This window comes from Peribacillus simplex (genome assembly GCF_001542915.1).
Taxonomy (GTDB): Bacteria; Bacillota; Bacilli; order Bacillales; family DSM-1321; genus Peribacillus; species Peribacillus simplex_B.
Window position 1 is genome coordinate 212,178 of record NZ_LNNH01000012.1, and the last position, 26,141, is coordinate 238,318.

The window sequence follows — 26,141 nt, forward strand, 5'->3', positions numbered from 1 at the left end:
AATTATAGTATAGGTGAATAATCAACGTCAAAGAGGATTCAAGAATATGGTCATTTCTTTAATTCAACATCTATTTTGTATTGAGGCACCACACCCGTAATCAGATCTTCCAGTCGCTTCTTTTCTTCATTTCTTTCGTGATCGTCCTTGATTTTACCCTTATCATGGACCGTAACATGTATGGTATTGCCGTTAATCCAGACCGACCCTGCTTCATACTCCGTTTCAGACTTAACGGCATCCCGTATAACAGCTATCTCCTGCCCCATGGATGGGGAATTGTTGGATGTATGATCAGGCGTGTTGAGGATCTGATCGGAAGGCCGTTCCGCTTCATTTTCCCAATCCTTATTGGATACATGCTTTAAACCGCTGCCGACAAAATCCTTGCCATCACGGCTTTGATCGCCATATTCCGATTCATTATTGATTGCCTTGTCATTTGGACCGCATGCCGTCAGGACAGTAAGTACAATAACCGCCATCCATATCATTTTCAACTTCATATTTTCACCCTCCATTTTGGTTGATCAACAAGATCATTTCCTCGTTAGCTTTCCCAAAATGGGACTATAATTAATCTTTTGTTCGCCTTCCATGTATTGGTCTGGATCACCGGTCCTTCGCATGTTCATTCCAATAAAAAAACGCCCTAAGATCTCATTCGACCATAGGGCACCCTTGATTTAAATATGCTCTTTAATCCCAGCTTCCTGCTTACCTGGAACTTCATGATGATGACGGCAGCGGGGCTCGTATGATTCCGATGCACCCACAAGGATGATCGGCTCATCATAGGAGGCCGGCTTGCCATCGATCAAGCGCTGCGTCCTGCTCGCAGGTGATCCGCACACTTCACACACAGCCTGCAGCTTAGTCACAGACTCTGCTAACGATAATAGAACCGGCATAGGACCGAATGGCTCACCTCTGAAATCCTGATCGAGTCCAGCCATAATCACTCGATAACCGCTGTCCGCAAGATGCTGGGCAACCCCGATAATTTCATGATCAAAAAATTGAACTTCATCTATTGCAATGATATCCAAGGGCTTGTCCAAAAACTTAAAGATATCTGTTGAATGGGCAATCGGCTTTGCCATCACTGAAGAGCCATTATGTGATACGACAGCCTCTTCCGCATAGCGATTATCTATAGCTGGTTTAAAAACAGCTATTTGCTCTTTGGCAAATTGAGCACGGCTGACTCGTTTAATCAATTCCTCAGATTTACCTGAAAACATGCTTCCGCAAATAAGCTCGATCCAGCCTGTTTGTTTCATTACATACATGGAAACAGCTACTCCCTTCCACCTGTCGATCCATTGGCCAAAATTGAAGTGGACCCGGCTTTATATAAATTGTTGCTTGTTTACAGAAAAGAAAAAACAGGCAAGAAAAATACTTGCCTGTTTTTTAAAAAGTCCGGCTTATTTAATACCGTATTTTTTGTTGAAACGATCAACACGTCCGCCAGCTTCAGCGAATTTTTGACGACCAGTATAGAATGGGTGGCACTCTGAACAAGTCTCAACTTTGATCTCTTCTTTAACTGAACCAGTTTCAAAAGTGTTTCCGCAAGAGCAAGATACTTTTGAAAGCTTGTAATTTGGATGAATTCCAGTTTTCATTCTTTTCAGCTCCTTCTGCCCTGAATCATTCGAAACAGAGTTATATACTTCAAGGTGAGTCTAAAACACCCTCACATTTATTGTAAAAACACATGAACCCATTATAGCAACTTAAAACTAGTTGTGCAACAGTTTGTTTCTTTCCCGGTTTTAAGAACGTTTAATGCTTGCCGGTCCCTTTTTCCTCTCGGACATCTCTTCATCCAGTTTACTGAAGAATTCTTCATTGCCTTTTGTCTGTTTTAGACGGCGAAGGAATTTCTCCGAGAAATCGGGTGAGTCTGACATCGTCTTCCTGATCGCCCATAGTTTATCGAGTCGATCTTTCGGAATTAGCAACTCTTCTTTACGTGTTCCTGAACGGCGGATATCGATTGCCGGGAAGATGCGTCTTTCAGCAAGGGCACGGTCTAAATGCAGCTCCATGTTACCAGTGCCTTTGAATTCTTCATAAATGACATCATCCATTCTTGAACCGGTATCCACCAGTGCCGTAGCAAGGATCGTCAAGCTGCCGCCTTCCTCGATATTCCTAGCCGCACCGAAAAAGCGTTTTGGGCGATGGAAGGCAGCAGGGTCAATCCCCCCTGATAACGTACGCCCGCTCGGCGGGATGACAAGGTTGTAAGCTCGGGCCAGACGGGTGATGCTGTCCATAAGGATGATGACATCCCGCTTATGCTCGACGAGGCGCATCGCTCGTTCCAACACCAGTTCCGCAACCTTGATATGGTTTTCCGGCACTTCATCGAACGTTGAACTAACCACGTCACCGGCAACGGAACGTTCAATGTCCGTCACTTCCTCCGGCCGTTCATCGATCAAAAGGACGATCAATTCCGATTCAGGATGGTTCGTGGTTATCGCATTGGCAATTTCTTTGATAAGCATCGTCTTCCCAGCCTTAGGCGGTGCAACAATCAGACCGCGCTGGCCAAAACCGACCGGTGCCAGGACATCCATAATTCTAGTCGATAAGTTCTTGGGCGTAGTTTCCAGCTTGATTTGCCTGTTTGGATACAGCGGTGTTAAGCCCGGGAAATGAACACGCTCTTTCGCCGACTCCGGATTATCGCCATTGACGGCCTCGACATGGAGCAATCCGTAATAGCGTTCATTTTCCTTCGGCGGCCTTACCTTACCGGAAACCTTATCACCATTGCGCAAATCGAATCTGCGGATTTGGGAAGCGGAAATATAAATATCCTCCGAGCTTGGAGAATAATTGATTGGCCGCAAGAAACCGAACCCCTCTGAAGGGATGATCTCAAGAACGCCCTCCATGAACAGGAGACCATCCTGCTCGGCCTGTGCCTTCAGGATGGCGAAAATAAGTTCCTTTTTTGAAAGTTTGCTGTAATAGGAAACTTTATATTCACGGGCGTGCTCATAGAGATCCTTAAGTTTCATGTTTTCTAAATTAGAAATAGTTAAATTCATTATGACACCACACTTTTATTAATTAAACGTTTTCACCCATACAAAAAAAGAAATGGTTTGTTAGATGGAAGAAAAACCGCAATCCATGTACCCGACCAGAGTTTTCTTAGAAAGGATGATACATTTTTACATGTAAAGAAGAAAATGATTTGAAGGCTGCTAGAAGTTTGGAGTGAAAGGGCAGATTTTATATATAGTAATCAATTAATAGTAGACCAAGCTTTATTTTACTTTTTTTATTTTAATTATTCAACTTAAATTTTTTTATAGAGAAAGCGAGCGATGAAACCGCTCGCTTTCCCTGGGGACTTTTTCTGAAAAATGCCTCAGTCGATCAAACCATTCGGTTTAATTTTTAGACTATGGCGTCCATCGATGAAACGAACGGTTCCAGATTTTGCGCGCATGACTACGGATTGCGTCTCGCCATAATGCCCTTTGAATTGGACACCACGTAAAAGTTCACCATCAGTCACACCTGTTGCAGCAAAAATGGCGTCATCTCCGCGAACGAGGTCTTCCATCCTGAGGACCTTTCCTAGATCAAGACCCATTTTCCCACAGCGTTCCACTTCTTCATCACTCTGCGGAAGAAGCTTGCCTTGGATTTCCCCGCCCAGGCATTTCAAGGCAACGGCTGAAATGACGCCCTCCGGAGCTCCGCCTGAACCGAATAAGATATCAACACCAGTAAGATCGAAGGCCGTATTGATGGCACCCGCTACATCTCCATCATTGATCAACTTGATCCGCGCTCCCGCCTCACGAAGCTCGTGAATGATCTTCGAGTGACGATCCCGGTTCAAAACCGTTGCTACGACATCTTGGATATCTTTATTCTTTGCCTTTGCCACAGCCTTAAGGTTGTCCAGTACAGAAGCATTGATATCAATCTGGCCAACAGCCTCAGGACCAACGGCAATTTTATCCATATACATATCAGGGGCGTGCAGCAAGTTCCCCTTGTCCGCTATCGCCAATACGGCTAATGCATTCCAGCCGCCCGATGCCACGATATTGGTGCCTTCCAAAGGGTCGACCGCGACATCCACTAGCGGTCCGAGACCGGTACCAAGCTTTTCGCCAATATAGAGCATCGGCGCTTCATCCATTTCCCCTTCACCGATTACAACCGTCCCTTGCATGGGAATCGTATTGAACACATCGCGCATGGCACTCGTTGCTGCATCATCCGCTTCATCTTTCTTTCCTCTTCCCATCCAACGTGCAGAATTCAAGGCCGCCGCTTCCGTTACGCGAACAAGCTCCATCGATAAACTTCTTTCCATTTCCCGCTCCCCCTTATGTACACTAGCATGATTTATATATATATATTAGTATAACACATTATATCATATAACGTAACACAGTGAGGCAACAAGAAAAGGGATCAGCTTTTAAGCTGCTCCACTTCTTCTTGGGTCATTTCTTCACGCCAGATCGTCGCTCCTAATCCAGCAAGCTTCTCCACTAAGTGGCTATAACCACGATCTATATGTTCAAGGCCCGTCACCTCGGTGATCCCTTCAGCCATCAGGCCGGCAATTACCAAAGCTGCTCCGGCACGCAAATCACTCGCCTTCACTTTTGCACCATGAAGCTGAACGGGACCATCGATGATGCCTGCCCGTCCCTCGACCTTGATCTTTGCATTCATGCGGCGCAATTCATCGATATGCTTGAAGCGCGCCCCATATATCGTATCGGTCACCATGCTGGAGCCGCTCGCTTTTGTCAAAAGGGACGTGAACGGCTGCTGGAGATCCGTCGGGAATCCTGGATATACCAGCGTCTTGATATCAACCGCTTTATATTTTTCACCCGGTGAGACGAATATCTGATCGTCGCCAGCTTCAATGTTTATACCCATCTCCCTCATTTTGGCTGTCAATGACTCCAAATGCTGGGGTATGACATTATCGATCAAGATGCCTTCACCGACAGCAGCTGCCAAGATCATGAAGGTCCCTGCCTCAATCCGGTCTGGTATGATGGTATGTCTGCACCCATGCAAGCTCTCGACACCGTCAATGCGGATGATATCCGTTCCGGCACCTTTGATTTTCGCACCCATATTGGTTAAAAGAGTGGCAACATCAATGATTTCCGGCTCTTTCGCAGCATTCTCGATCACGGTTCGCCCTTTGGCCAACACGGCCGCAAGCATGATATTGATGGTTGCCCCGACACTGACGACATCTAAATAGATGCGTGCTCCCCTCAACTCGTCGGCCCTAAGGTAAATGGCCCCCTGTTCATTCGTCACTTGTGCACCCAGTGCTTCAAAACCCTTGATGTGCTGATCTATGGGGCGGGGTCCCAAATGACAGCCCCCCGGCAAGCCTATCACTGCCTTTTTGAATTTACCAAGCATCGCACCCATTAAATAATAGGAGGCACGCAACTTCTTCACTCTTCCATTGGGAAGAGGCATTGATATCATCCTGCTGGGATTGACAGTCATTTCTCCATCATCAAAGGAAACCTCACCGCCAATTTCCTCCATCAACTCTTTTAGCATTTGTACATCCGAGATATCAGGCAAGCCTTCAATCGTTACAGGTGAGTCCGCTAAAATCGTTGCAGGAATAAGGGCGACCGCACTATTTTTTGCTCCGCTGACACGAATGCTCCCCTTTAAAGGGTAGCCACCGGCAATTTTAAGTTTTTCCATAATAAACTCCCTTCCACGCTAAGCACTTAGAAGCCGCTTTCAAAAAAAGTAATATTTTTCCACAAGAAATTTGCATAATCCGACAACATTTACTATCTAGTTTCTTAGTTTACACAAAAGTAGAAAAATCATGTAAAAAAATGATAAAAATTTCTAAATTATGTTATTTTCCATTCGACCGATGCAATCTATAGCGACTTAGCGGTAAGGCATTATGCTTCTGTACGAGAATTCCAATCCTTCAAGAACGCTTCGATTCCTTTGTCAGTCAATGGATGGTGGAATAATTGCATCAATACTTTATAAGGAATCGTTGCAATATGGGCCCCTTTAAGAGCAGCATCCGTAATATGCATCGGGTGGCGGATGGAAGCGGCAATGATTTCCGCCTTGATATCATGGATCGCAAAAATGTCAGCAATGTCCGAAATCAAATGCAGGCCGTTTTGACCGATATCATCCAAACGCCCTAAAAACGGCGATACATAAGTCGCTCCTGCCCTCGCTGCCAATAATGCTTGGTTGGCACTGAAAATAAGGGTCACGTTTGTTTTGACACCTTGTTTCGTCAGCGCAGCAACAGCCTTTAAACCATCCGGAGTCATCGGTACCTTGATCGTGATATTAGGCGCAATCGCAACAAGTTCCTTCGCTTCAGCCATCATTCCTTCAAAATCTAGCGCAATGACCTCAGCAGAAACGGAATCCTCCACTAGGCTGGTGATCTCCTTTAAACGATCATGGAAGGAAACGCCCTTTTCTCTTGCCACTAGGGACGGATTAGTCGTAACTCCTGCTAAAACGCCAAGTTCATGCGCTTGTCTGATTTCTTCCATGTTTGCTGTATCAATAAAGAATTTCATAAAATACCCTCCATATGTAATCGTTTTTTCTTTCTCTAAATTCCCCTTGAATTCTAATTGTTCAAAAAATAGAACCCCCATTAATCCTGAATCTAAAAGAAACCATTGGGGGGAAGATCCCACCAATGGAGTTATTGCCTTCATCATCCAAGAGATATGGGTTTCGAGCCCTACGTCGGATGTGATGTTATGCTTTACCGTTGGAACCGAATTCACGGATTTTGCCAATGACCGTTTCTTTGATCGCTTCACGGCCAGGAACCATGAATTTACGTGGATCATACACTTCAGAATCATTGTTAAGGACGTCACGTACAGCTTTCGTGAATACAATTTGATTTTCCGTATTCACGTTGATTTTGGATGTTCCAAGCGAAATCGCTTTTTGGATATCCTTTGTCGGAATGCCTGTCCCGCCATGAAGAACTAGTGGTTTTTGCGTTAAATCACGTACCTCTTCCATTTCTTTATAACCAAGATCCGGCTCACCTTTGTATGGTCCATGAACGGATCCCAAAGCTGGTGCGAAACAATCGACATTCGTTTCTTTGACCAATTGTTCACATTCTTGAGGGTCTGCGTACACGACGCCATCAGCAATTACATCATCTTCTTGTCCACCAACCGTACCTACTTCCGCTTCAACGGATACATTACGGGCATGGGCGAATTCAACAACCTTCTTCGTCGTTTCGATGTTTTCCTCGATCGGATGATGTGACGCATCGATCATTACTGAAGTGAATCCAGCTTCGATCGCTTCTTTACATTTATCAAAACTTGAACCATGGTCAAGGTGAATGGCCACAGGAACTGTAATTTTCATATCTTCCAATAACCCTTGAACCATCATGACAGTCGTTTTGAAACCACCCATATGACGGGCAGCCCCTTCGGAAACACCAAGGATGACCGGGGATTTTTCTTGTTCCGCAGCGGCTAGAATAGCTTGAGTCCACTCTAGGTTATTGATATTGAATTGACCTACTGCATACTTTTCTTCAAGAGCTTTATTGAGCATATCTTTCATAGAAACTAAAGGCATTTGATTTCCTCCTACTGATGGGTGTAATTATGTTAAAGTTATTTCTTTCTAGATATTCCCTAATATCGAAGTAGCATACGCTTATCGATCAGAATATCTTTCCTCTTGTAGCATATCAATACATCAAAAAAACAGCAACAAATACACTATCCCGAGCATTAAAATTTATTCCAAAAAAACGCGGCACATCTTGAAAAAGATAGCCGCGGCAACCATATAGCCAATAGTATCATCCGTTCAAAACCATCAGCTTGACTGAATCGGTAGGTATTCACGAACCGCTTTTCTAATATCATCAATATCGAAAGGTTTTGCAAAGTGGGTCATCGCCCCTAGATCTTTCGCTTCTTGAATCATATCAAGTTCCCCATAAGCGGTCATGATGATGACCCGGATATCGGGATCGACCACTTTCATCCGTTTCAGGATCTCTATTCCATCCATTCCAGGAATCTTCATATCGAGCAATACAAGATCCGGTGAATGATTATTCAGGACTTCCAGGGCTTGGATTCCATTTGCGGCTTGAAATGTATCATACCCTTCTTTATGTAAAACCTCGTTCAATAAAATACGGATGCCGAATTGATCATCAACTATCAATATCTTCCCTGACATTTTATCACCTCTCCTCTTTCCGATTTATAAAAATATCAGCCTAACCGGCATATTACCCAAACATGTATTTACTTTCACATTTTCACAAACTTGAATTCTATGTTCCTATTCGATAATTGTAACAAAATTCCTGCCACATAGCTAAAAGGAATTTTTATTTTTTGGTTTTTCTGACCTATTCAGCAAATCGATCCATACTGACCAAAAATCCAGAAGCCTGTCAATGCAGCGGAAAGTCCTTTATAATAAAGGGAATATTTTTTAAAAGGAGTCCCTGATCATGTTAAAAATTTTCTCGACACAGCTAAGCGGTATATTTAAAAAAATGATGGATAATGAAGCCTTTGAAATGGAGGATGCCGGACGTCTGCTGGCTCAGGCCGCGGTTGGGGATGGCTCCATCTTCATACAAGGCTTTGGTGAAATGCAAGGCGTCACGGCCGAGGCGATGGACGGGGCGGAGCCCTTTCCGAAAGCAAAAAGATATGAACACGGCGAAACTATTTCAAGAGAAGATCGATTCCTTATTTTCAGCCGGAAATCCGATGACAGCGAAGCATTGAAGCTTGCCAAAGCCCTTAAAGAAAAAGATATACCCTTTGTCGCCGTTTCCACCTCCGCAGCGACCGATGAGGACTCTCTTACGGAACTGGCTGACGTACATATCGACTTACGGATCCACCGTGGACTGATTCCCGATGAAGCTGGAAACCGCTATGGCTACCCCACCCTCATTGCTGCCCTTTTCGCTTATTACGGAATTAAATTCACTCTTGAGGAAATTATCCAAGAATATCAAAATGAAGAAGACTAACCTTCTTGAACTACAAAAGGTATCGGAATGATCTATCCCGGTACCTTTTTGATTTATAATCGGACCGAAGCTAACAGTCCCCGCCACTTTTCTCGCGAGTTTGGGCTTGGCATTGAATTTGAGTCCGGTTCTCTTAAAAATTGCGTTTTTCACACACTTTTTGTACTTTTTCCCAACAGCTGCATCTGGGCAGACAGTTTTCAACCTTCATCAAAACCTAAACAAAAAAACTGCAGGCAAGCTCGATTAATCATCGAGTTTGCCTGCAGTCTGACACAGCCTTAGAGGCTGTTTTTTTATTTATTAAAGTTTTTCGCTGCGCTTTAAGGACATCCCGACAAAGTCACGGAATAGTGGCTGTGGACGGTTAGGGCGTGATGTGAATTCCGGATGGAATTGAGAAGCCACAAACCAAGGATGATCTTTCAATTCAACGATCTCGACCAGACGGCCATCTGGGCTTGTTCCAGAGAAGACGAAGCCTGCTTCTTCCATCGCCTGACGGTAATGATTATTGAATTCATAACGGTGACGGTGACGTTCATACACAACCTCGTCATTATAAGCCTCGTAAGCTTTGGTGCCCTCGATAAGCTTACATGGATATAAACCAAGACGAAGTGTACCGCCCAAATCTTCTACATCCTTTTGCTCTGGAAGAAGATCGATGATTGGATCTGGAGTATCCGCTTGAATCTCGGCAGAATGGGCTTCCGGCAATCCTAAAACGTTGCGCGCATATTCAATGGACGCCAATTGCATGCCTAAACAGATTCCGAAGAATGGTGTTTTTGTCGTACGGGCATATTCTGTCGCAGCAATTTTCCCTTCGATGCCACGATCTCCAAAACCGCCCGGAACAAGGATGCCGTCTGCATCTTGAAGAAGCTCAGCAACATTTTCTTTCGTTACGTCTTCCGAATTGACCCAGTCGATTTCGACATCGGCGTCAAACGCATAGCCTGCGTGCTTAAGTGCTTCCACTACAGAAAGATAAGCATCTTGCAGCTCCACATATTTTCCGACAAGCGCGATTTTCGTTTTCTTCGATAAAGAAGTAACCTTTTTGACTAGTTCCTTCCAATCTTCCATATCCGCCTCGCCGCAATCCAATTTCAAGTGATCGCAAACGATTTGGTCCATATTTTGCGCTTGAAGGGCAAGCGGGATGGAGTAAAGCGTATCTGCATCCAGACATTCGATAACCGACTTTTTATCGATATCGCAGAATAAAGCAATTTTATCCTTCATATCTTGTGAGATCGGGCTTTCTGTACGTGCAACGATGATGTTCGGCTGAATGCCGAGGCTGCGCAATTCCTTCACGCTATGCTGTGTCGGTTTCGTTTTCATTTCACCAGCAGCTTTAATATAAGGGACAAGTGTACAGTGAATGTACATAACATTGTTGATTCCGATATCACTTTTGATTTGGCGAATCGCTTCAAGGAATGGAAGAGATTCGATATCCCCTACCGTACCGCCGATTTCCGTAATGACGATATCCGCATTCGTTTCATTGCCTGAACGGAAAACCCGCTCTTTAATTTCATTCGTGATGTGGGGGATGACTTGTACCGTTCCGCCCAAATAGTCGCCGCGGCGTTCTTTTCTAAGGACGGTTGAATAAATTTTCCCTGTTGTCACATTGCTGTGTTTGCCAAGGTTGATATCGATGAACCGCTCATAGTGACCTAGGTCCAAATCCGTCTCCGCGCCATCATCCGTAACGAACACTTCACCGTGTTGGTATGGACTCATCGTACCTGGATCCAAGTTGATATACGGGTCAAATTTCTGGATCGTCACATTCAATCCCCTATTTTTCAAAAGTCTTCCTAAAGAAGCGGCCGTTATCCCTTTTCCTAAGGAAGAAACTACTCCACCTGTCACAAAAATATATTTTGTCATCTCATATCCTCCTAATAGAATGTTTTCTTCCGATCCTGCTGCTTGATATACAGGTAAACTGGAACTTGCACCAATACACCGCCAAATTAGCGGTCAAAAGCCAAAAGACGTAAAGCGGTATGCCATTAATCACTTAAAGGTCTTTAGTGAGAGTCATGCACGATGCATGAACAAGGTTAAACTTCCGCAAATGACAGTAAAACATAAATAGGTTCTCCATAGTTTTTACAATTCTACGAGAAATCATTTTTAAAAATAAAAAAATGATGTCATTTATCCATTCCATCATTAAAAACAAAAACGCTCCGCTTACAAAAAAGTAAGGGAGCGATATAATTTAATCATTGTGTCCTTTTTAAAGGAGCCCAAAAATGATTCTACAAATTTCGCCTCAAAAAGTCAAGGGCGATTATTTATTTTTCGTTCTCTTCATCTAGCTCTTCTTCCTCTTCATCTTCGTCCTCATCGTCTTCCAGGACAAATGCATCGTCTTCAATTATTTCTTCTTCCAAATCGTCATCATCTTCCACGTCATCATCCAAAAGGACTTCATCGATAACTGGAGAACCTAGGATATCATCATCATCGTCGTCATCCTCATCCTCGTCCAGATCATCGACATCTTCATCGAAATCAAGATCTTCATCATCAAGCTCATCGAAATCATCGATAACGACAGCAGCCTTTTTCGCTTTCTTTTTCTTTTTCGGTTTAACGACATGGACGACTTCTTCTTCGATTTGATCAACCGGGTACCATGTTTTCAATCCCCAACGGTTGTCCCCAAGTGAAGTGAAACGGCCATCCACATTTAAATCCGTGTAGAATTGGGCAATTTTTTTTGCCACTTCAGCTTTGGATAAATGATGCAGCGAAGCTAACTCACTGACTAGGTCTTTGAATGGAATCGGTTCATTTCTTTCCACTAACAAATCATATGCCATCTCTATTAAGGACATTTCCAATAATTGCTCTTTTGAGTATTGTTTTAAACTCAAATTCCGCACTTCCCTTCTCTATTCAAACACTGGCTTCCGTGTTTTTTCACATAAAAAAATAATCTAAAACAGTATTTCGATAAAATAACGACAATTCCTGCTAGACATATACTCCATTATAAACAATCCAAATGGGTTTATGCTAGTTCTATCTGATACTTTCACAGATTTACCTTAATGCCCCTGCTATGGGGAGTGCTTGGTCATTTACTTTCTTTCTGCGATTTTTGACGATAAGCTGCCGTGAAAAAAGGCAAAGGATATGATGAAAAAGGAGATGGCACCCAATCGATGCTCATATAAAAGAATGATGGCAAAAAAGGAACCAATTATTAATTCGAGCATTTCCAGGTTCATTCAGCTCCACTGGGGCTGATTCATCATTTTTGCCCCTTTTCCAAATTATTATAAGGGGAAATTTACATTTTGCCAAAAAAGGGGCTATCGTTATTGAGAAAAAGGGACCCCTTCGATACGGAGTCCCTTTTTGCCCATCCTTACATATTTCTGCGATATTGCCCGCCTACATCATATAACGCACGGGTTATCTGGCCAAGGCTAGCCACTTTCACACAATTCATGAGCTCGGCAAAAATATTGTCACCATTCATGGCCGCGGCCTTCAGCCTGGTTAGGGCTTCATCGGTGAACTGCTTATTTCTTTCCTGAAATGCCCGCAAGTTTTTGATTTGCCCTTCCTTTTCTTCCTTTGTTGCACGGGCAATTTCCATGCTGTTGACGGCATCCTCGGAAGGAGGATTTGGATTCAGGTACGTATTGACCCCGATGATCGGCAATTCCCCGGTATGCTTTTTCATTTCATAATGCATGGATTCATCCTGGATTTTGCCCCGCTGGTACTGCGTCTCCATAGCGCCAAGAACGCCGCCTCGATCATTGATGCGATCGAACTCCTGAAGGACGGCCTCCTCAACCATATCCGTCAATTCCTCGACAATGAAGGAGCCGGAAATCGGATTTTCATTCTTTGAAAGCCCATGCTCCTTCGTAATGATCATTTGAATGGCCATGGCACGGCGTACAGATTCTTCGGTAGGCGTCGTGATGGCTTCATCATAAGCATTCGTATGCAGGGAGTTACAGTTGTCCTGTAAGGCCATCAAAGCCTGAAGTGTCGTTCTGATATCATTGAAATCTATTTCTTGCGCATGAAGGGAGCGGCCTGATGTTTGTATATGGTATTTCAGCTTCCGGCTCCTGTCATTCGCACCATATTTATCCTTCATGACCGTCGCCCAAATCCTTCTTGCCACCCTTCCGATGACCGTATATTCAGCATCGAGCCCATTCGAGAAGAAAAACGACAAATTCGGGGCGAAATCATCGATATTCATTCCGCGACTCAAGTAATATTCGATGTACGTAAAGCCATTCGCCAAAGTGAAGGCCAGTTGTGAAATCGGATTGGCCCCGGCTTCGGCAATGTGATAACCGGATATGGATACAGAATAGTAATTCCTGACTTTATGATCGATGAAATAGGCTTGGATATCCCCCATTAGCCTTAATGCAAATTCCGTGGAGAAGATGCATGTATTCTGGCCTTGGTCCTCTTTCAGGATGTCCGCTTGAACTGTTCCGCGTACCGTCTGAAGAGTGAAGGCCTCCACTTCCTGTACCTCCATATCCGTAAGCGGTCGGCCGAGCTCTTCCGCCTTTCGTTGGATCTGTTGTTCGATTGCCGTGTTCATGAACATGGCCAATATGATCGGTGCCGGTCCATTGATGGTCATGGATACGGATGTTGATGGGTGGCAAAGATCAAAACCTGCATACAGTTTCTTCATGTCATCCAACGTACAAATGCTAACGCCGCTTTCCCCTACCTTGCCATAGATATCTGGACGATGATCAGGATCCTCGCCATATAATGTTACGGAATCGAAAGCCGTACTAAGCCGTTTAGCAGTATCATCCTTGGATAGATAATGAAATCGGCGGTTGGTCCGGTCCGGGGATCCCTCACCGGCGAATTGCCGTTTTGGATCTTCCCCTTCACGCTTGAATGGAAAGACTCCAGCTGTATACGGGAAGAAGCCCGGAACATTTTCACGGGATATCCACGCCAAAATCTCACCGTAATCAACAAATTTAGGCAGGGACACTCTCGGGATCATTAAACCCGATAAGCTTTTCGTTTTTAGCTTCGTGACGATTTCTTTGTCCCTGATCGTCGTTACAAACTGCTCCCCTGCATATTTTTCTTTTAAATCGCTCCAGCCCGAGAGCGATTTTTTCGATTCGGGGGATAACTTGGCAGCCGTTTCTTTTTTCAAATCTTCCAAAGACGCAAGAATTTCTTTGTCGTTATCATTTTCCTTTACCGCCTCAATGGCACCTTCAAGCTGGAAAAGCCTGCGGGCGATGCGGACTTGCTCCGCCGAGCGTTTATGATACGTCCGGACCGTATCGCTTATTTCCCGCAAATAATAACGGCGGTCATTCGGAATGATGACATTTTGCTTGTAAACATCCGCTTCCTTCGAAAAGGCAGTGCTCCATTCCGTCCCTGCTTTTTCATTAAGTTTTTCTATCAGGGCAGCGAATAATGCATTGGTCCCCGGGTCATTGAATTGGGAGGCGATCGTGCCATAAACCGGCATTTCCGATGGATCTTGATCAAAAAGGGTCCTGCTACGTTGATATTGTTTCTGAACTTGGTTTTTTGCATCCTCAGAGCCTTTGCGCTCATATTTGTTAATGACGATCAAGTCTGCATAATCGATCATATCGATCTTTTCCAGCTGGGAAGGTGCGCCGAACTCACTTGTCATCACATACATGGACACATCACAAATCTCGGCAACTTCTGCATCGCCCTGGCCAATTCCGCTCGTTTCGACGATGATTAGATCGAAGCCAGCTGCCTTCACGACGGATATGGCATCTTTAATCGCCAAGGACAGCTCACTTTTCGAATGACGCGTGGCCAGGCTCCGCATATATACACGCTCTGAAAAAATCGCGTTCATCCTGATCCTGTCGCCCAGCAAGGCACCGCCCGTTTTTTGTTTTGTCGGATCGACGGACAGTATGGCGATTTTCTTATCCTTGATTTCGTTAAGGAAACGCCGGATCAATTCATCGGTCAATGAACTTTTACCCGCGCCGCCCGTTCCTGTAATCCCTAGAACAGGCACCTTCCTTTCAGACGTCTTGATTTGTTCGAATAGGCTTTCCACTGCTGCGGCTGCTTCCTCCGTAGCCTCAAGCCTGCCTTCAGCGAAAGTGATATATTGGGCAATCGCATTCGTCCCGCCTGTGATCAGCTCATCAAAGCGTTCCTGCAAAGAAGGTTTGACCGTGGAGAAGTCACATTCCTCCATCAATACATTTATCATGCCTTGGAGGCCGTATGCCCGCCCTTCATCAGGGGAGAAGATACGGGCTATCCCGTATTCATGCAGCTCCTTGATTTCCCTCGGAATGATGACCCCGCCACCTCCGGCAAAAATCCGAATATGCTCGGCTCCCCTTTCCTTCAACAGGTCATACATATATTTAAAATATTCTACATGGCCCCCTTGGTAGGATGACATCGCGATGCCTTGAACATCTTCCTGTATGGCTGCATTCACGATCTCCTCAACAGATCGATTATGACCTAGATGAATGACCTCTGCCCCGCTCGACTGCAGGATCCTTCTCATGATGTTGATCGATGCGTCATGGCCATCGAATAAACTCGAAGCTGTCACGAATCTGATATGGTTTTTCGGTCTATACACTTCAACGGTACTCATATAGCTCCCCCTTATTGAAACGACTTGATATCAGCACTTTTATGAAATGATACATTTTGAATCAATAATTGCGTCTGCACATCGATGTACTCTTGAAGCGTATACTCTTTATGCAAAGCCCATCTTCTAAAACTCCACATCTGTCCCTGGACAAAGATGTTATGCGAAAGAAGGCTGATTTGTTTTTCCGTCAGCAAAAGTTCCCCGTTCTCAACACATTTCGTTATGACCTTTTCGAACATGCCCACCATTCGGATTTCTTTGTTCAGCACGTAAGGCAGGGCATCCTTCGTCAACGCCTTCACCTCTTGATACATCACCAGCACTTCGTCCTGCATATCATCCATCACTTTATAAAAATAGGCGATTGTCATCTTCAAACTATCAAGTGTCCCATCACTCTGATCGATTTCTTTTTGAAGCTTTTCCTGAACTTCATCGTAAATAAAGTCACAAACGAGATATAAAATATCTTCCTTGGTTCGGATATACTCGTATAACGTACCAATACTAAAGCCAGCCGCTTTGGCAATTTCCCTGGTAGTCGTCCGATGGAATCCCTTTTCCTTAAAAAGGGTCACCGCCCCTTTGATCATTTGGGTACGTCTTTTTTCCACCAGCCGCTCATCCTTCACAGACGCAAGTACTTCTCTTTTTTCCATTTTCAAACCCCTTTTATGAAGCGAATCATATACCCAACAAAGACATTCTCCAATAAATTGAAAAGGGCATTCCGTCAAGGCGGTGCCTCAAGCGGAAAACCTCATTTTCAACTCTATTTCGTAACCATCCTTGAAATGACCAGCTTCTGAATCTCCTGTGTACCTTCGTAGATCTGGGTTATTTTCGCATCGCGCATATACCGTTCTACTGGATAATCCTTTGTATAGCCATAACCACCGAAAACCTGTACGGCTTCCGTCGTTACTTTCATGGCTGTATCACCAGCGAATAGTTTCGACATGGCCGACTCTTTTCCATATGGTAGACCCACGGATTCCAACCAGGCAGCCTGGTAGGTTAATAATCTTGATGCTTCAACCCCGGTTGCCATATCCGCCAGTTTAAAACCGATTCCTTGCTGTGCAGAGATGGGCTTGCCGAATTGGACGCGCTCTTTTGCATAATTGACCGCGGCATCCAATGCACCCTGGGCAATGCCTACAGCTTGGGCGGCTATTCCGTTACGGCCCCCATCAAGCGTCATCATCGCGATTTTAAAGCCCTCCCCTTCCTTGCCAAGCAGGTTTGCCTTCGGCACCCGGCATTCATCAAAAATGATTTCCGTTGTCGGTGATGAACGGATTCCCAGCTTCTTCTCTTTTTTACCAACACTGAAACCCGGGAAGTCACTTTCGATGATGAAAGCACTCGTTCCTTTTTGCTTCGATTCGGGATCTGTCAAAGCAAAGACAACGTAGGTATCTGCAATTCCGCCGTTCGTAATGAAAATCTTCGAACCGTTGATGATATATTCATCACCAACAAGCTTCGCGGTCGTTCTCATGCCGCCTGCGTCGGATCCTGAGCTAGGCTCAGTCAGGCCATACGCGCCGATTTTTTCACCCTGTGCCATCGGGCGAAGATATTTTTGCTTTTGCTCCTCGGATCCGAATTTGTAGATTGGCCAGCCTGCAAGAGATGTATGGGCTGATAACGTAACCCCAGTGGAAGCACAGACTCGGGAAAGTTCCTCGATCGCAATGCAATACGCCAAATAGTCGCTCCCGATTCCCCCGTATTCCTCCGGCCACGGAATTCCCGTCAAACCAAGTTCGGCCATTTTATCAAAAATTTCACGGTCAAATCGTTCTTCTTCATCCCTCTCGGCAGCCGTAGGAGCCACTTCATTCTGCGCAAAATCGCGCACCATTTTTCTGATCATTTCATGTTCTTCGGTCAATTTAAACTGCATGATATTCTTCCCCTGCCCTTTTCGATGTATTTAAAGATTCTTATTGATGACCATTCTTTGGATTTCACTGGTGCCTTCATATATTTCCGTTACCTTTGCGTCCCTGAAATAGCGTTCTACGGGATATTCCGTCGTATATCCATAACCTCCGAATACTTGGACAGCTTCTATCGCCACCTCGACGGCCGTCCTCGAAGCGAATAGCTTAGCCATCGCAGCCTCCTTGCCGCACTTCAAGCCCTCTGAGCGTAAAAACGCCGCCCGGTAGACAAGTAATCTGGAAGCTTCTATGCCGGTGGCCATTTCCGCCAGCTTGAAGCCAATCCCTTGCTGCGATGCAATCGGTTTGTTGAACTGCACCCTGTCCTTTGCATATTGGACGGCATGTTCCATGGCACCCTCAGCAATTCCCAGCGCCTGGGACGCAATCCCGATCCTGCCGGCATCCAGATTGGCCATCGCAATCTTGAAGCCTTCACCTTCTTTTCCAAGCAGATTGCCCTCAGGCACTTTCATATCTTCGAAGGTCACCTGCACGGTGCTCGAGCCATGAAGCCCCATTTTACGCTCGTCTTTACCGATGATTAAGCCAGGCGTCCCCTTTTCGACGATGAAGGCAGAGATTCCCTTGCTGCCGGCCTTCGGATCGGTTGAGGCAAAAACGATAAACACATCCGCCTCACCGCCATTCGTGATGAATACTTTGGATCCATTTATTCGATATAGACCGTCTTTTTTTACAGCCTTCGATTTCAAACTCGCAGCATCGGAGCCGGAGCTTTGCTCGGTCAAGCAAAATGCGCCTAAATATTGTCCTGCGGCTAACTTAGGCACATACTTTCGTTTCTGCTCCTCGGTTCCAAAATAAACGATCGGATTCGTTCCAACAGAAGTATGGACGGACAATATGACACCTAGGGTGGGGCTTACTTTGGAAATCTCGTTGATGGCGATGATATAAGACATGAAGTCCATCCCCGCGCCACCGTATTGTTCGGGGATCGGAATTCCCATCAAGCCAAGATCGCCCATTTTTTGCAGGATCGCTTTCGGAAACATGCCTTTTTCCATGGCGTCGATATGAGGGGCAATTTCTTTCTCCGCAAAATCACTTACCATCTTCCGCATCATTTGCTGTTCTTCTGTAAACTTGAAATCCATTCCTTCATTCCTCCCTAGCTGCAGATGCTTTTCAATGATCAGTTATCAGTTATATTCGTAAAAGCCACGTCCTGATTTCCTGCCCAGCCACCCAGCTTTTACATATTTCCTTAGCAGCGGACACGGACGGTATTTATCATCGCCCAGCCCTTGATGAAGGGTTTCCATAATATATAAGCATGTGTCGAGTCCAATGAAGTCAGCTAGCGTAAGCGGTCCCATCGGATGGTTCATCCCGAGCTTCATCACATCATCAATCGCCTCTTTAGTGGCAACGCCCTCATATAGCGTATAGATGGCCTCGTTGATCATCGGCATCAAAATCCGATTCGCTACAAAACCGGGGAAATCATTCACTTCCACCGGCACCTTGTTCAAGGATTCGGCCATCTTTTCCACCTTTTGATATACTTCATCGGCTGTAGCAAGACCGCGGATGACCTCCACTAGCTTCATCACTGGAACCGGGTTCATGAAATGCATGCCGATGACATTGGCAGGCCTTTTCGTGCTCGCTGCTATTTCGGTAATCGGCAGTGAAGAAGTATTGGTGGCAAGTATGGCATGTTGTGGCGCGATTTGGTCCAGCTCGGCAAATAGCTTCGTTTTTATTTCCATATTTTCCACTGCAGCTTCAATCACCAAATCCACCTCGGCTGCATTTTGCAAATCAGTCGATGACGTCAGCCTGGAAAGGGCTGCATCCTTATCCTCGGCCTTCATTTTCCCTTTTTCGACCTGTCGCGAAAGGTTTTTGGTGATCGTTCCTAAGCCCTTTTCCACAAATTCAGCTTGTAAATCATGCAAGAGAACCTCATAGCCCCCCATTGCGCAAACCTGGGCGATGCCAGACCCCATCTGTCCCGCACCGATGACCATCACTTTTTGAATGTTCATGAAAACCCTCCTCATCATCTATGAAACTATCAACTTTGCTTTGGCACCTCGATTAAGATCGCATCTCCTTGGCCGCCGCCACTGCAGATCGCTGCTATGCCCAGTCCCCCGCCACGGCGTTTCAACTCATGCATGAGCGTGATGATGATGCGGGCACCGCTTGCCCCGATCGGGTGACCTAAGGCCACTGCACCTCCATTGACATTCACTTTTTCCGCCTCGACGCCGGCAATCTTCCCGCTGGCCAGTGCCACAGCTGCAAATGCTTCATTCACTTCGAATAAATCGATGTCTTCCACCGATTTGCCTGCCTTCTTCAGGATTTCATTTATGACCAAGCCAGGCGTTTTCGGGAAGTCCTTCGCTTCAACTGCCACTTCGGCATGTGCCAAAATATAAGCAAATGGAGCTTTCCCTTCTTTTTCGGCACGTTCCTCACTCATCAATATGAGAGCCGCCGCTCCATCATTGACTCCTGGTGCATTCCCTGCCGTAATCGTTCCCTCGTTATTAAAAGCAGGCCCTAATTTGGCGAGCTTCCCGGCAGATGTATCCTTTCTTGGTCCTTCATCATGTTCGATCGTAATCGGATCCCCTTTTCTGACCGGAACCTGTACGGCAACGATTTCTTCTGCCAGTATGCCTTCATCCATCGCTTTAAGCGCTTTTTGATGGCTATCGTAAGCCCAGCCATCTTGTTCCTCACGGGTAATTTCAAGATCCTCGGCAGTACTGTTTCCGTAAGTGCCCATATGTACCCCTGTGAAACTGCAGCTAAGTCCGTCGGATATCATCGTATCCTTCATCTGCGCATCGCCCATCCTTAAGCCCCAGCGTGCCTTCGGAAGAATGTAAGGTGCATTGCTCATGGACTCCATTCCCCCGGCAACAATGATTTCCTCATCACCTAAACGAATGATCTGATCGGCCATTGTGACACTGCGAAGCCCTGATGCACATACTTTATTAATCGTTTCCGTTTTCACTTCCCAAGGAATACCGGCATGTCGGGCTGCCTGACGTGAAGGGATTTGCCCTTGACCTGCCTGAAGCACATTCCCCATGATTACCTCATCGACCTGCCCGCCCTCGATTCCAGCCCGTTCAAGTGCCTCCTTGATCGCCATCCCGCCAAGCTGTGATGCCGTAAAACTGCTAAGGCCTCCGCCAAATTTACCGAAGGGCGTTCTCACACCACTGATTATCACTGTTTTTGCCATCCTTATTTCCTCCCTCAATTAAAATTGATTGAACGCTCGCTCAATAAGGAGCCGAACGTTATGTAAGCGCTTAATATTATCTTACATAATTTTGACAATAATTTAAATATTTAAATAAAAAAATCGCCTGCTTCCTCAAAGCGATCATATAAGAAGCAGGCAATCATATATTGATTAAGATGCGATCGGTTTGCTTTCACCAATGATCGCTTTTTCGAGAAGCTCGGCTACATCATACGTTTTAACGTTTTCCTCGACTTCTTTTGCTTTCGTCCCATCAGATAGCATGGTCAGGCAATAAGGACATCCCGAGCTGATAACGGTCGGGCTGACGGCAAGTGCTTGTTCCGTACGCGCCACATTAATGCGGTTTCCTGTTTCCTCTTCCATCCACATCAAACCGCCTCCGGCACCACAGCACATGCCCTTTTCACGGTTGCGCTCCATCTCGATCAGTTTCACGCCAGCAATCGATTGCAGGATTTCACGCGGTGGGCTATATACCTCATTGTACCTTCCCAAGTAGCAGGAATCGTGGAAAGTAATCGTTTCATTAACTGGATATTGCGGCACCAGCCTGCCTTCGCTGACGAGCTTTGCAAGCAGTTCCGTATGGTGGTACACTTCCGCCTCCAAGCCAAAATCCGGATACTCATTTTTAAAAATATTATAGGCATGCGGATCGATCGTCACGATTTTCTTGATGTCGTTCTTCTGGAACTCTTCGATGTTCTTCATGGCAAGCTCCTGAAAAACAAACTCATTACCCAATCGACGCGGGGTATCCCCTGAGTTTTTCTCTTTATTTCCCAGAATCGCGAATTTGACGCCCGCTTCATTCATTAACTTGGCAAAGGAAAGGGCAATCTTCTGGCTTCTGTTATCGTAAGATCCCATTGAACCGACCCAGAATAAATATTCGAATTCTTCGTCTGCCTTTTGCAATTCCTTCACGGTAGGAACACTGACATCCTCCCTCAAGGTTCTCCAATCTTCTCTCTCTTTACGGTTCAGCCCCCAAGGGTTTCCTTGACGCTCAATATTGGTCATTGCACGTTGGGCATCAGGATCAAGCCTGCCTTCGGTCAGCACTAAATATCGGCGCATATCGATGATTTTGTCGACATGTTCATTCATTACCGGGCATTGATCCTCACAATTACGGCAGGTCGTGCAAGCCCATAGTTCTTCTTCCGTAATGACTTCGCCAATAAGGCTCGGGCTGTAGCTTTCAATTGCTGCGGCCGATTCCTGGGCTCCCTCGCCGCTGCTGGCAAGAGCGATCTTATTTCCAGTGGTATTGCCGAACACAAAGGATGGCACCCATGGCTGCTTCGTTGTTACAGCAGCTCCTGTATTCGTTAAATGGTCACGCATCTTGATGATGATATCCATCGGTGACAGCATTTTCCCGGTACCGGTTGCCGGACACATATTCGTACAGCGCCCGCATTCCACGCAGGCATAAAGATCGACCATTTGGTATTGTGTCAAATCCTCGATATATTTGGCACCATAATATTGGTTGCCTTCTTTGTCCAGGATCTCTTCTTCCAAATCGACCGGCTTCAATTTCCCTGGATTGTCCAGACGGTTCAAGAATACATTGATCGGACCGGCAATCAAGTGTGCATGCTTCGATTGCGGGATGTAAACAAGGAACGATAAGATGATCATTAGATGCATCCACCAAGCTACATAAAACACGGCAGTAGCTGCGGCTGTTCCCATCCAGCCGAATAGGAAGGCTATGCTTGATGCGACTGGCTCTGACCAGGTTGCATCATGTTCATGCCAAATCATTCCCATTCCATTCCCCAGCAGTACGGTAATCATGATGCCGGTAATGAAGATGACAACCAATCCCGCTTTGAAATCCCTTTTCAGGCGGACAAGCTTTTCAACATAACGGCGGTAACCAGCCCAAAGGATTGCCACCAGAACCGTGAGCGTCACGATTTCCTGGAAGAAGGTAAAGGCTGGATAAAGAGGTCCTAACGGCAAATGCCACCCTGGCCTTAACCCTTTAATGAAAAAGTCAAGTGCACCAAATTGCACTAAAATGAAGCCATAAAATAGCATCGCATGGATGATTCCGCTCTTTTTATCTTTGAAGAGCTTTTTCTGACCAAATACATAAACCCCAATTTTAACCAAACGATCTTTTACACGGTTATCGAATTCCACTTTTTTGCCAAGTTTTATATATGCTAAACGAGTTCTAATCAAATAGATAAATAAACCAGCGGCGTAAGCGGTTACAAGTAGAAAAGCAATCAAGTTGATCCACAGTAAGCCATTCATTTCCATGCAGTCCTTCCCCCTCTTCGTAAATTGTAAAATGCCAGGCAACCATTTTAATAAATAGAAAATTTGGCATTTTCCTGAAATTTGATTACCTCCATTATATAATGAATGAGCATTCAGTCAACTTTTTTCTTTATAAAATAAATGTGATTTTCTCCACCCTAATCATTATAGTTCGACAATTCTGGATATTTTCCCTTCCATAACATAAAAAAAGCCTATTCCCTTCACTCCATTCTATGGTTACTAACAGGGAATTAGAGCCAAACTACATGTAAATCATGTAGGGGGGATTTTTTTGAAGATAATCACGACGCTTGCCTCCATTATATTATTGATCTTCACTTGGTGCTTGATAGATTTAAAGCTGGGGCATAAGCGATATACGAAGGAGGCAGCGAACACGAACTATCCGCCTCGGAAAAGCGAGATGACCGTGTTCACGTCAGGGAAAATCCTGTTTGAGGATTTCACGGAAGAAATCAAACGCGCTCAGGATTCCATCCATATCCTTTTTTATATCGTGAAAAACGATCAGTTCAGCAAGGACTTTTTGAAGCTGCTGCAAACGAAAGCGGAAACGGGCGTGGAGGTACGGCTTTTGGCCGATTGGGTTGGAAGCAAGCAAATATCGAGGACAACCATTCGGCAGCTCAAACGAAGCGGCGTTCATTTTTCTTTCAGCTTTAAACCGAAACTCCCCTTTCTTTTCTATACGATACAAAAAAGGAATCATCGAAAAATCACGGTGATTGATGGGAAAATCGGCTATCTTGGCGGCTTTAATATCGGCAGGGAATATATAAATCAAGGGGACAAGCTGAACCCTTGGCGGGATTACCATTTAAAAATGACGGGGGAAGGGGTCAAGGACCTTCAGGAAGTCTTTCTTTCGGACTGGTTTCACGATACAAACGAGGATCTTCGGGGAACACCGGCATATTTTCCCAACCTGAAAGCCGGGTCGCAGGCACATCAGGTCGTTGTCACGAATGGATGCGATTTAGAACAGACCTTGATTGGCTTGATTCGTCAGGCTAAAGAAAAAATCATCATCGGCACGCCATACTTCATTCCAAGCAACTCCCTGTTTCATGAATTAAGGGAGGCCCTTTCACGCAATGTTTCCGTAACGGTCATCGTTCCCGAAAATTCCGATCATGCCCTAGTAAAAGAGGCTTCATTTCCCTATTTCCGGGTATTGATAAAAGAAGGAGCTGCCATCATGCAATTCCAGAGAGGGTTCTACCATTCTAAAGTGATACTGATTGATGATACAATTTGTGATATCGGGACAGCTAACTTTGATAAACGAAGTTGTTTTTTAAATGGGGAAATCAACTGTTTGATTTATGACCGGACATTCATAGAAGATGTAGAAAAGGAATTGGCAGTGGACGTTGCGGAATCGAAGCTGATGAACGGGGACAAGCTTTCTTCCATGAATCTTGTTCGTACAGCCAAAGAATCGCTGGCTTCCATCCTTTCCCCTTTTCTTTAACATCGTATAAGGAGAAAATGCAAATGAAGATAAGATTTGGATTTGTATCCAACGCGACCTGTTTATGGGAGGCCTCCCCAGCAAAGACGCTTACATTCAAGCGATATAGCGAGCTCGGCCCGGAAGCGGGAATGGACCGGCTCCTGAGTGTGACGAGGCAGAACATTGAAAATACCCTTAGGGTCCTTCAATATAACACGGCCCACCAAATAGAAATCTACCGGATGTCCAGCTCCATCGTTCCTTTAGCCACACACCCAGATGTGGAATGGGATTTCGTCACTCCCTTCAAAAAGGAATGGAAGCAGCTTGGCGAATGGGTTACCGCACATAACATGCGGGTGAGCTTTCATCCCAACCAGTTTACGCTGTTCACGAGCCCCAAACCAGGAATTACACATAATGCCGTAAAGGATATGGAGTTTCACTATAACATGTTCGATGCCATGGGAATTGCCGATTCCTCTTTCATCAATATCCATGTCGGCGGGGCCTATGGTGATAAAGAGTCAGCGTTAGTAAGGGTCCATGACAACCTTAGATTGCTTCCAAAGCATGTCAAGGCAAGAATGACCTTCGAGAATGACGATAAAACCTATACAGCCTCAGAAACCCTCCGTGTATGTAAAAGGGAAGGCATCCCGCTCGTCTTCGATTACCACCACCATCTGGCCAACCTATCAGATGAGCCCCTTAACGAGCTGCTCACCGAGGTCATCAAGACGTGGAGCAACGCAGGAGTGGTCCCAAAGATCCATATTTCTTCCCCGAAATCATTAAGTGAATTTCGCTCGCATGCTGATTATATTGATATGGAATTCATCATGCCCCTGTTCAAAGCACTTAGGGAGCTTAGGCAGGATGTCGATTTCATGATCGAAGCCAAGATGAAGGATCGGGCCATGCTGCAGCTGATCGAAGAAATCGCCAAGGTCCGCGGTGTAAAAAGGGTCAGCGGTGGCTCCGTCGAATGCTGAAAGTCCAAAAAAAGCGACTGTTCCCATTAGGAACAGTCGCTACAGTTTGTAGACAAAAGGGGTTCGGAATTAAAAAATCCCGAACCCCTTTTGAAATTCCTTTGAAATTTTGACCAAAGGTTACGAGATTTGGGCTCTTCGAGCCACTATGTTAAGCCGTTTTAGGACCTTGCCATGTCCAAGTGGCCATCTTCTTTAAATTCATGGCAGCGAAAGTAAGCATCGCCTGCATCGACAATTTTTTAAGTCCCCTTAAAGTAGTCCAACGCATACCATGCTTTTCTTTTGCATCTGCGAATACACGCTCAATCGTTTTACGCATGGAACGAATACCGAAGGTATATTGAATGAAAGTCAGTTTAACTAAAATAACTGGATCAATACTTGGGCGTCCTACCTCTGAGT

Annotated in this window: 23 protein-coding genes; 3 read left to right on the plus strand and 20 right to left on the minus strand. The window is 45.3% G+C overall.

The window, feature by feature from the left end; all coding sequences use genetic code 11:
• Positions 1-50: 50 nt before the first annotated feature.
• The 9 genes from AS888_RS06145 to AS888_RS06185 form a co-directional block, all read right to left on the minus strand.
• Positions 51-506, minus strand: coding sequence for a hypothetical protein (locus AS888_RS06145; protein ID WP_061141291.1), 456 nt, complete (start codon positions 504-506; stop codon positions 51-53).
• 180 nt (positions 507-686) lie between these two features.
• Entirely contained in the window at positions 687-1,292 is a 606-nt protein-coding gene (locus AS888_RS06150; protein WP_061141292.1) for a thymidine kinase, read from the minus strand.
• A 138-nt stretch (positions 1,293-1,430) separates the two neighbouring features.
• The gene (gene rpmE, locus AS888_RS24910) at positions 1,431-1,631 is read right to left on the minus strand and encodes a 50S ribosomal protein L31 (RefSeq protein ID WP_053348458.1); all 201 of its coding nucleotides are present in this window, start codon (positions 1,629-1,631) and stop codon (positions 1,431-1,433) included.
• A gap of 150 nt (positions 1,632-1,781) precedes the next feature.
• Entirely contained in the window at positions 1,782-3,071 is a 1,290-nt protein-coding gene (rho, locus tag AS888_RS06160; RefSeq protein ID WP_061141294.1) for a transcription termination factor Rho, read from the minus strand.
• A 326-nt stretch (positions 3,072-3,397) separates the two neighbouring features.
• Complete coding sequence (gene glpX / locus AS888_RS06165) at positions 3,398-4,360, minus strand: class II fructose-bisphosphatase (protein ID WP_061141295.1); 963 nt, start codon at positions 4,358-4,360, stop codon at positions 3,398-3,400.
• Positions 4,361-4,461: 101 nt separating this feature from the next.
• Positions 4,462-5,745 (minus strand): UDP-N-acetylglucosamine 1-carboxyvinyltransferase, encoded by a 1,284-nt coding sequence (locus AS888_RS06170; RefSeq protein ID WP_061141296.1) that lies wholly within the window; start codon positions 5,743-5,745, stop codon positions 4,462-4,464.
• Positions 5,746-5,957: 212 nt separating this feature from the next.
• A complete protein-coding gene (fsa, locus tag AS888_RS06175) occupies positions 5,958-6,608 on the minus strand; it encodes a fructose-6-phosphate aldolase (protein WP_061141809.1) in 651 nt (216 codons plus the stop codon).
• 187 nt (positions 6,609-6,795) lie between these two features.
• On the minus strand, positions 6,796-7,653 hold the full coding sequence (locus AS888_RS06180; RefSeq protein WP_061141297.1) for a class II fructose-bisphosphate aldolase: 858 nt from the start codon (positions 7,651-7,653) through the stop codon (positions 6,796-6,798).
• Positions 7,654-7,899: 246 nt separating this feature from the next.
• Positions 7,900-8,271 carry a response regulator gene (locus AS888_RS06185; protein WP_053348452.1) on the minus strand — a complete coding sequence of 124 codons (372 nt, stop codon included), beginning with the start codon at positions 8,269-8,271 and terminating at the stop codon, positions 7,900-7,902.
• Positions 8,272-8,551: 280 nt separating this feature from the next.
• Between AS888_RS06185 and AS888_RS06190 the strand changes: the two genes are divergently transcribed.
• Complete coding sequence (locus AS888_RS06190) at positions 8,552-9,085, plus strand: DUF2529 domain-containing protein (RefSeq protein ID WP_061141298.1); 534 nt, start codon at positions 8,552-8,554, stop codon at positions 9,083-9,085.
• Positions 9,086-9,388: 303 nt separating this feature from the next.
• Here AS888_RS06190 and AS888_RS06195 read toward each other — a convergent pair whose 3' ends face one another.
• From AS888_RS06195 to AS888_RS06235, 10 genes are all read right to left on the minus strand, one after another.
• Positions 9,389-10,996 (minus strand): CTP synthase, encoded by a 1,608-nt coding sequence (locus tag AS888_RS06195; RefSeq protein WP_061141299.1) that lies wholly within the window; start codon positions 10,994-10,996, stop codon positions 9,389-9,391.
• Between the two features lie 413 nt (positions 10,997-11,409).
• Positions 11,410-12,003 (minus strand): DNA-directed RNA polymerase subunit delta, encoded by a 594-nt coding sequence (gene rpoE / locus AS888_RS06200; RefSeq protein WP_311316466.1) that lies wholly within the window; start codon positions 12,001-12,003, stop codon positions 11,410-11,412.
• A 198-nt stretch (positions 12,004-12,201) separates the two neighbouring features.
• A complete protein-coding gene (locus tag AS888_RS26335) occupies positions 12,202-12,351 on the minus strand; it encodes a hypothetical protein (protein WP_221408568.1) in 150 nt (49 codons plus the stop codon).
• Between the two features lie 140 nt (positions 12,352-12,491).
• Positions 12,492-15,758 (minus strand): fused isobutyryl-CoA mutase/GTPase IcmF, encoded by a 3,267-nt coding sequence (icmF, locus tag AS888_RS06205; protein WP_061141301.1) that lies wholly within the window; start codon positions 15,756-15,758, stop codon positions 12,492-12,494.
• Positions 15,759-15,769: 11 nt separating this feature from the next.
• Complete coding sequence (locus AS888_RS06210) at positions 15,770-16,420, minus strand: TetR/AcrR family transcriptional regulator (protein WP_061141302.1); 651 nt, start codon at positions 16,418-16,420, stop codon at positions 15,770-15,772.
• A 113-nt stretch (positions 16,421-16,533) separates the two neighbouring features.
• Positions 16,534-17,673 carry an acyl-CoA dehydrogenase gene (locus AS888_RS06215; protein ID WP_061141303.1) on the minus strand — a complete coding sequence of 380 codons (1,140 nt, stop codon included), beginning with the start codon at positions 17,671-17,673 and terminating at the stop codon, positions 16,534-16,536.
• A gap of 30 nt (positions 17,674-17,703) precedes the next feature.
• Positions 17,704-18,834, minus strand: a complete 1,131-nt coding sequence (locus AS888_RS06220) for an acyl-CoA dehydrogenase (protein ID WP_061141304.1) — start codon at positions 18,832-18,834, stop codon at positions 17,704-17,706.
• Positions 18,835-18,879: 45 nt separating this feature from the next.
• Complete coding sequence (locus AS888_RS06225; RefSeq protein ID WP_061141305.1) at positions 18,880-19,731, minus strand: 3-hydroxybutyryl-CoA dehydrogenase; 852 nt, start codon at positions 19,729-19,731, stop codon at positions 18,880-18,882.
• A 29-nt stretch (positions 19,732-19,760) separates the two neighbouring features.
• Entirely contained in the window at positions 19,761-20,951 is a 1,191-nt protein-coding gene (locus AS888_RS06230; RefSeq protein ID WP_061141306.1) for an acetyl-CoA C-acetyltransferase, read from the minus strand.
• A gap of 174 nt (positions 20,952-21,125) precedes the next feature.
• Positions 21,126-23,255 (minus strand): (Fe-S)-binding protein, encoded by a 2,130-nt coding sequence (locus AS888_RS06235; protein WP_061141810.1) that lies wholly within the window; start codon positions 23,253-23,255, stop codon positions 21,126-21,128.
• A gap of 301 nt (positions 23,256-23,556) precedes the next feature.
• Between AS888_RS06235 and cls the strand changes: the two genes are divergently transcribed.
• Together cls and uvsE are read left to right on the plus strand one after the other, a co-directional pair.
• Complete coding sequence (gene cls / locus AS888_RS06240) at positions 23,557-24,759, plus strand: cardiolipin synthase (RefSeq protein WP_260320133.1); 1,203 nt, start codon at positions 23,557-23,559, stop codon at positions 24,757-24,759.
• A 23-nt stretch (positions 24,760-24,782) separates the two neighbouring features.
• On the plus strand, positions 24,783-25,736 hold the full coding sequence (uvsE, locus tag AS888_RS06245; RefSeq protein ID WP_061141307.1) for a UV DNA damage repair endonuclease UvsE: 954 nt from the start codon (positions 24,783-24,785) through the stop codon (positions 25,734-25,736).
• Between the two features lie 151 nt (positions 25,737-25,887).
• On the opposite strand, the gene AS888_RS25540 is transcribed toward uvsE, so the two are convergent.
• Positions 25,888-26,141 (minus strand): transposase (locus AS888_RS25540; RefSeq protein ID WP_260320135.1); only part of this gene is annotated, 254 nt, incomplete at its 5' end.

Bases quoted from the DNA above. Each gene is read 5' to 3' on its own strand.
- AS888_RS06225 (WP_061141305.1), bottom strand. From the start codon at position 19,731: ATGAACATTCAAAAAGTGATGGTCATCGGTGCGGGACAGATGGGGTCT.
- AS888_RS06220 (WP_061141304.1), bottom strand. From the start codon at position 18,834: ATGGATTTCAAGTTTACAGAAGAACAGCAAATGATGCGGAAGATGGTA.
- AS888_RS06215 (WP_061141303.1), bottom strand. From the start codon at position 17,673: ATGCAGTTTAAATTGACCGAAGAACATGAAATGATCAGAAAAATGGTG.
- AS888_RS06185 (WP_053348452.1), bottom strand. From the start codon at position 8,271: ATGTCAGGGAAGATATTGATAGTTGATGATCAATTCGGCATCCGTATT.
- icmF (WP_061141301.1), bottom strand. From the start codon at position 15,758: ATGAGTACCGTTGAAGTGTATAGACCGAAAAACCATATCAGATTCGTG.
- AS888_RS06180 (WP_061141297.1), bottom strand. From the start codon at position 7,653: ATGCCTTTAGTTTCTATGAAAGATATGCTCAATAAAGCTCTTGAAGAA.
- AS888_RS06145 (WP_061141291.1), bottom strand. From the start codon at position 506: ATGAAGTTGAAAATGATATGGATGGCGGTTATTGTACTTACTGTCCTG.
- AS888_RS06235 (WP_061141810.1), bottom strand. From the start codon at position 23,255: ATGAATGGCTTACTGTGGATCAACTTGATTGCTTTTCTACTTGTAACC.
- AS888_RS26335 (WP_221408568.1), bottom strand. From the start codon at position 12,351: ATGAACCTGGAAATGCTCGAATTAATAATTGGTTCCTTTTTTGCCATC.
- fsa (WP_061141809.1), bottom strand. From the start codon at position 6,608: ATGAAATTCTTTATTGATACAGCAAACATGGAAGAAATCAGACAAGCG.
- AS888_RS06190 (WP_061141298.1), top strand. From the start codon at position 8,552: ATGTTAAAAATTTTCTCGACACAGCTAAGCGGTATATTTAAAAAAATG.
- AS888_RS06210 (WP_061141302.1), bottom strand. From the start codon at position 16,420: ATGGAAAAAAGAGAAGTACTTGCGTCTGTGAAGGATGAGCGGCTGGTG.
- uvsE (WP_061141307.1), top strand. From the start codon at position 24,783: ATGAAGATAAGATTTGGATTTGTATCCAACGCGACCTGTTTATGGGAG.
- AS888_RS06195 (WP_061141299.1), bottom strand. From the start codon at position 10,996: ATGACAAAATATATTTTTGTGACAGGTGGAGTAGTTTCTTCCTTAGGA.
- glpX (WP_061141295.1), bottom strand. From the start codon at position 4,360: ATGGAAAGAAGTTTATCGATGGAGCTTGTTCGCGTAACGGAAGCGGCG.
- AS888_RS06230 (WP_061141306.1), bottom strand. From the start codon at position 20,951: ATGGCAAAAACAGTGATAATCAGTGGTGTGAGAACGCCCTTCGGTAAA.
- AS888_RS06150 (WP_061141292.1), bottom strand. From the start codon at position 1,292: ATGTATGTAATGAAACAAACAGGCTGGATCGAGCTTATTTGCGGAAGC.
- rho (WP_061141294.1), bottom strand. From the start codon at position 3,071: ATGAATTTAACTATTTCTAATTTAGAAAACATGAAACTTAAGGATCTC.
- AS888_RS06170 (WP_061141296.1), bottom strand. From the start codon at position 5,745: ATGGAAAAACTTAAAATTGCCGGTGGCTACCCTTTAAAGGGGAGCATT.
- rpmE (WP_053348458.1), bottom strand. From the start codon at position 1,631: ATGAAAACTGGAATTCATCCAAATTACAAGCTTTCAAAAGTATCTTGC.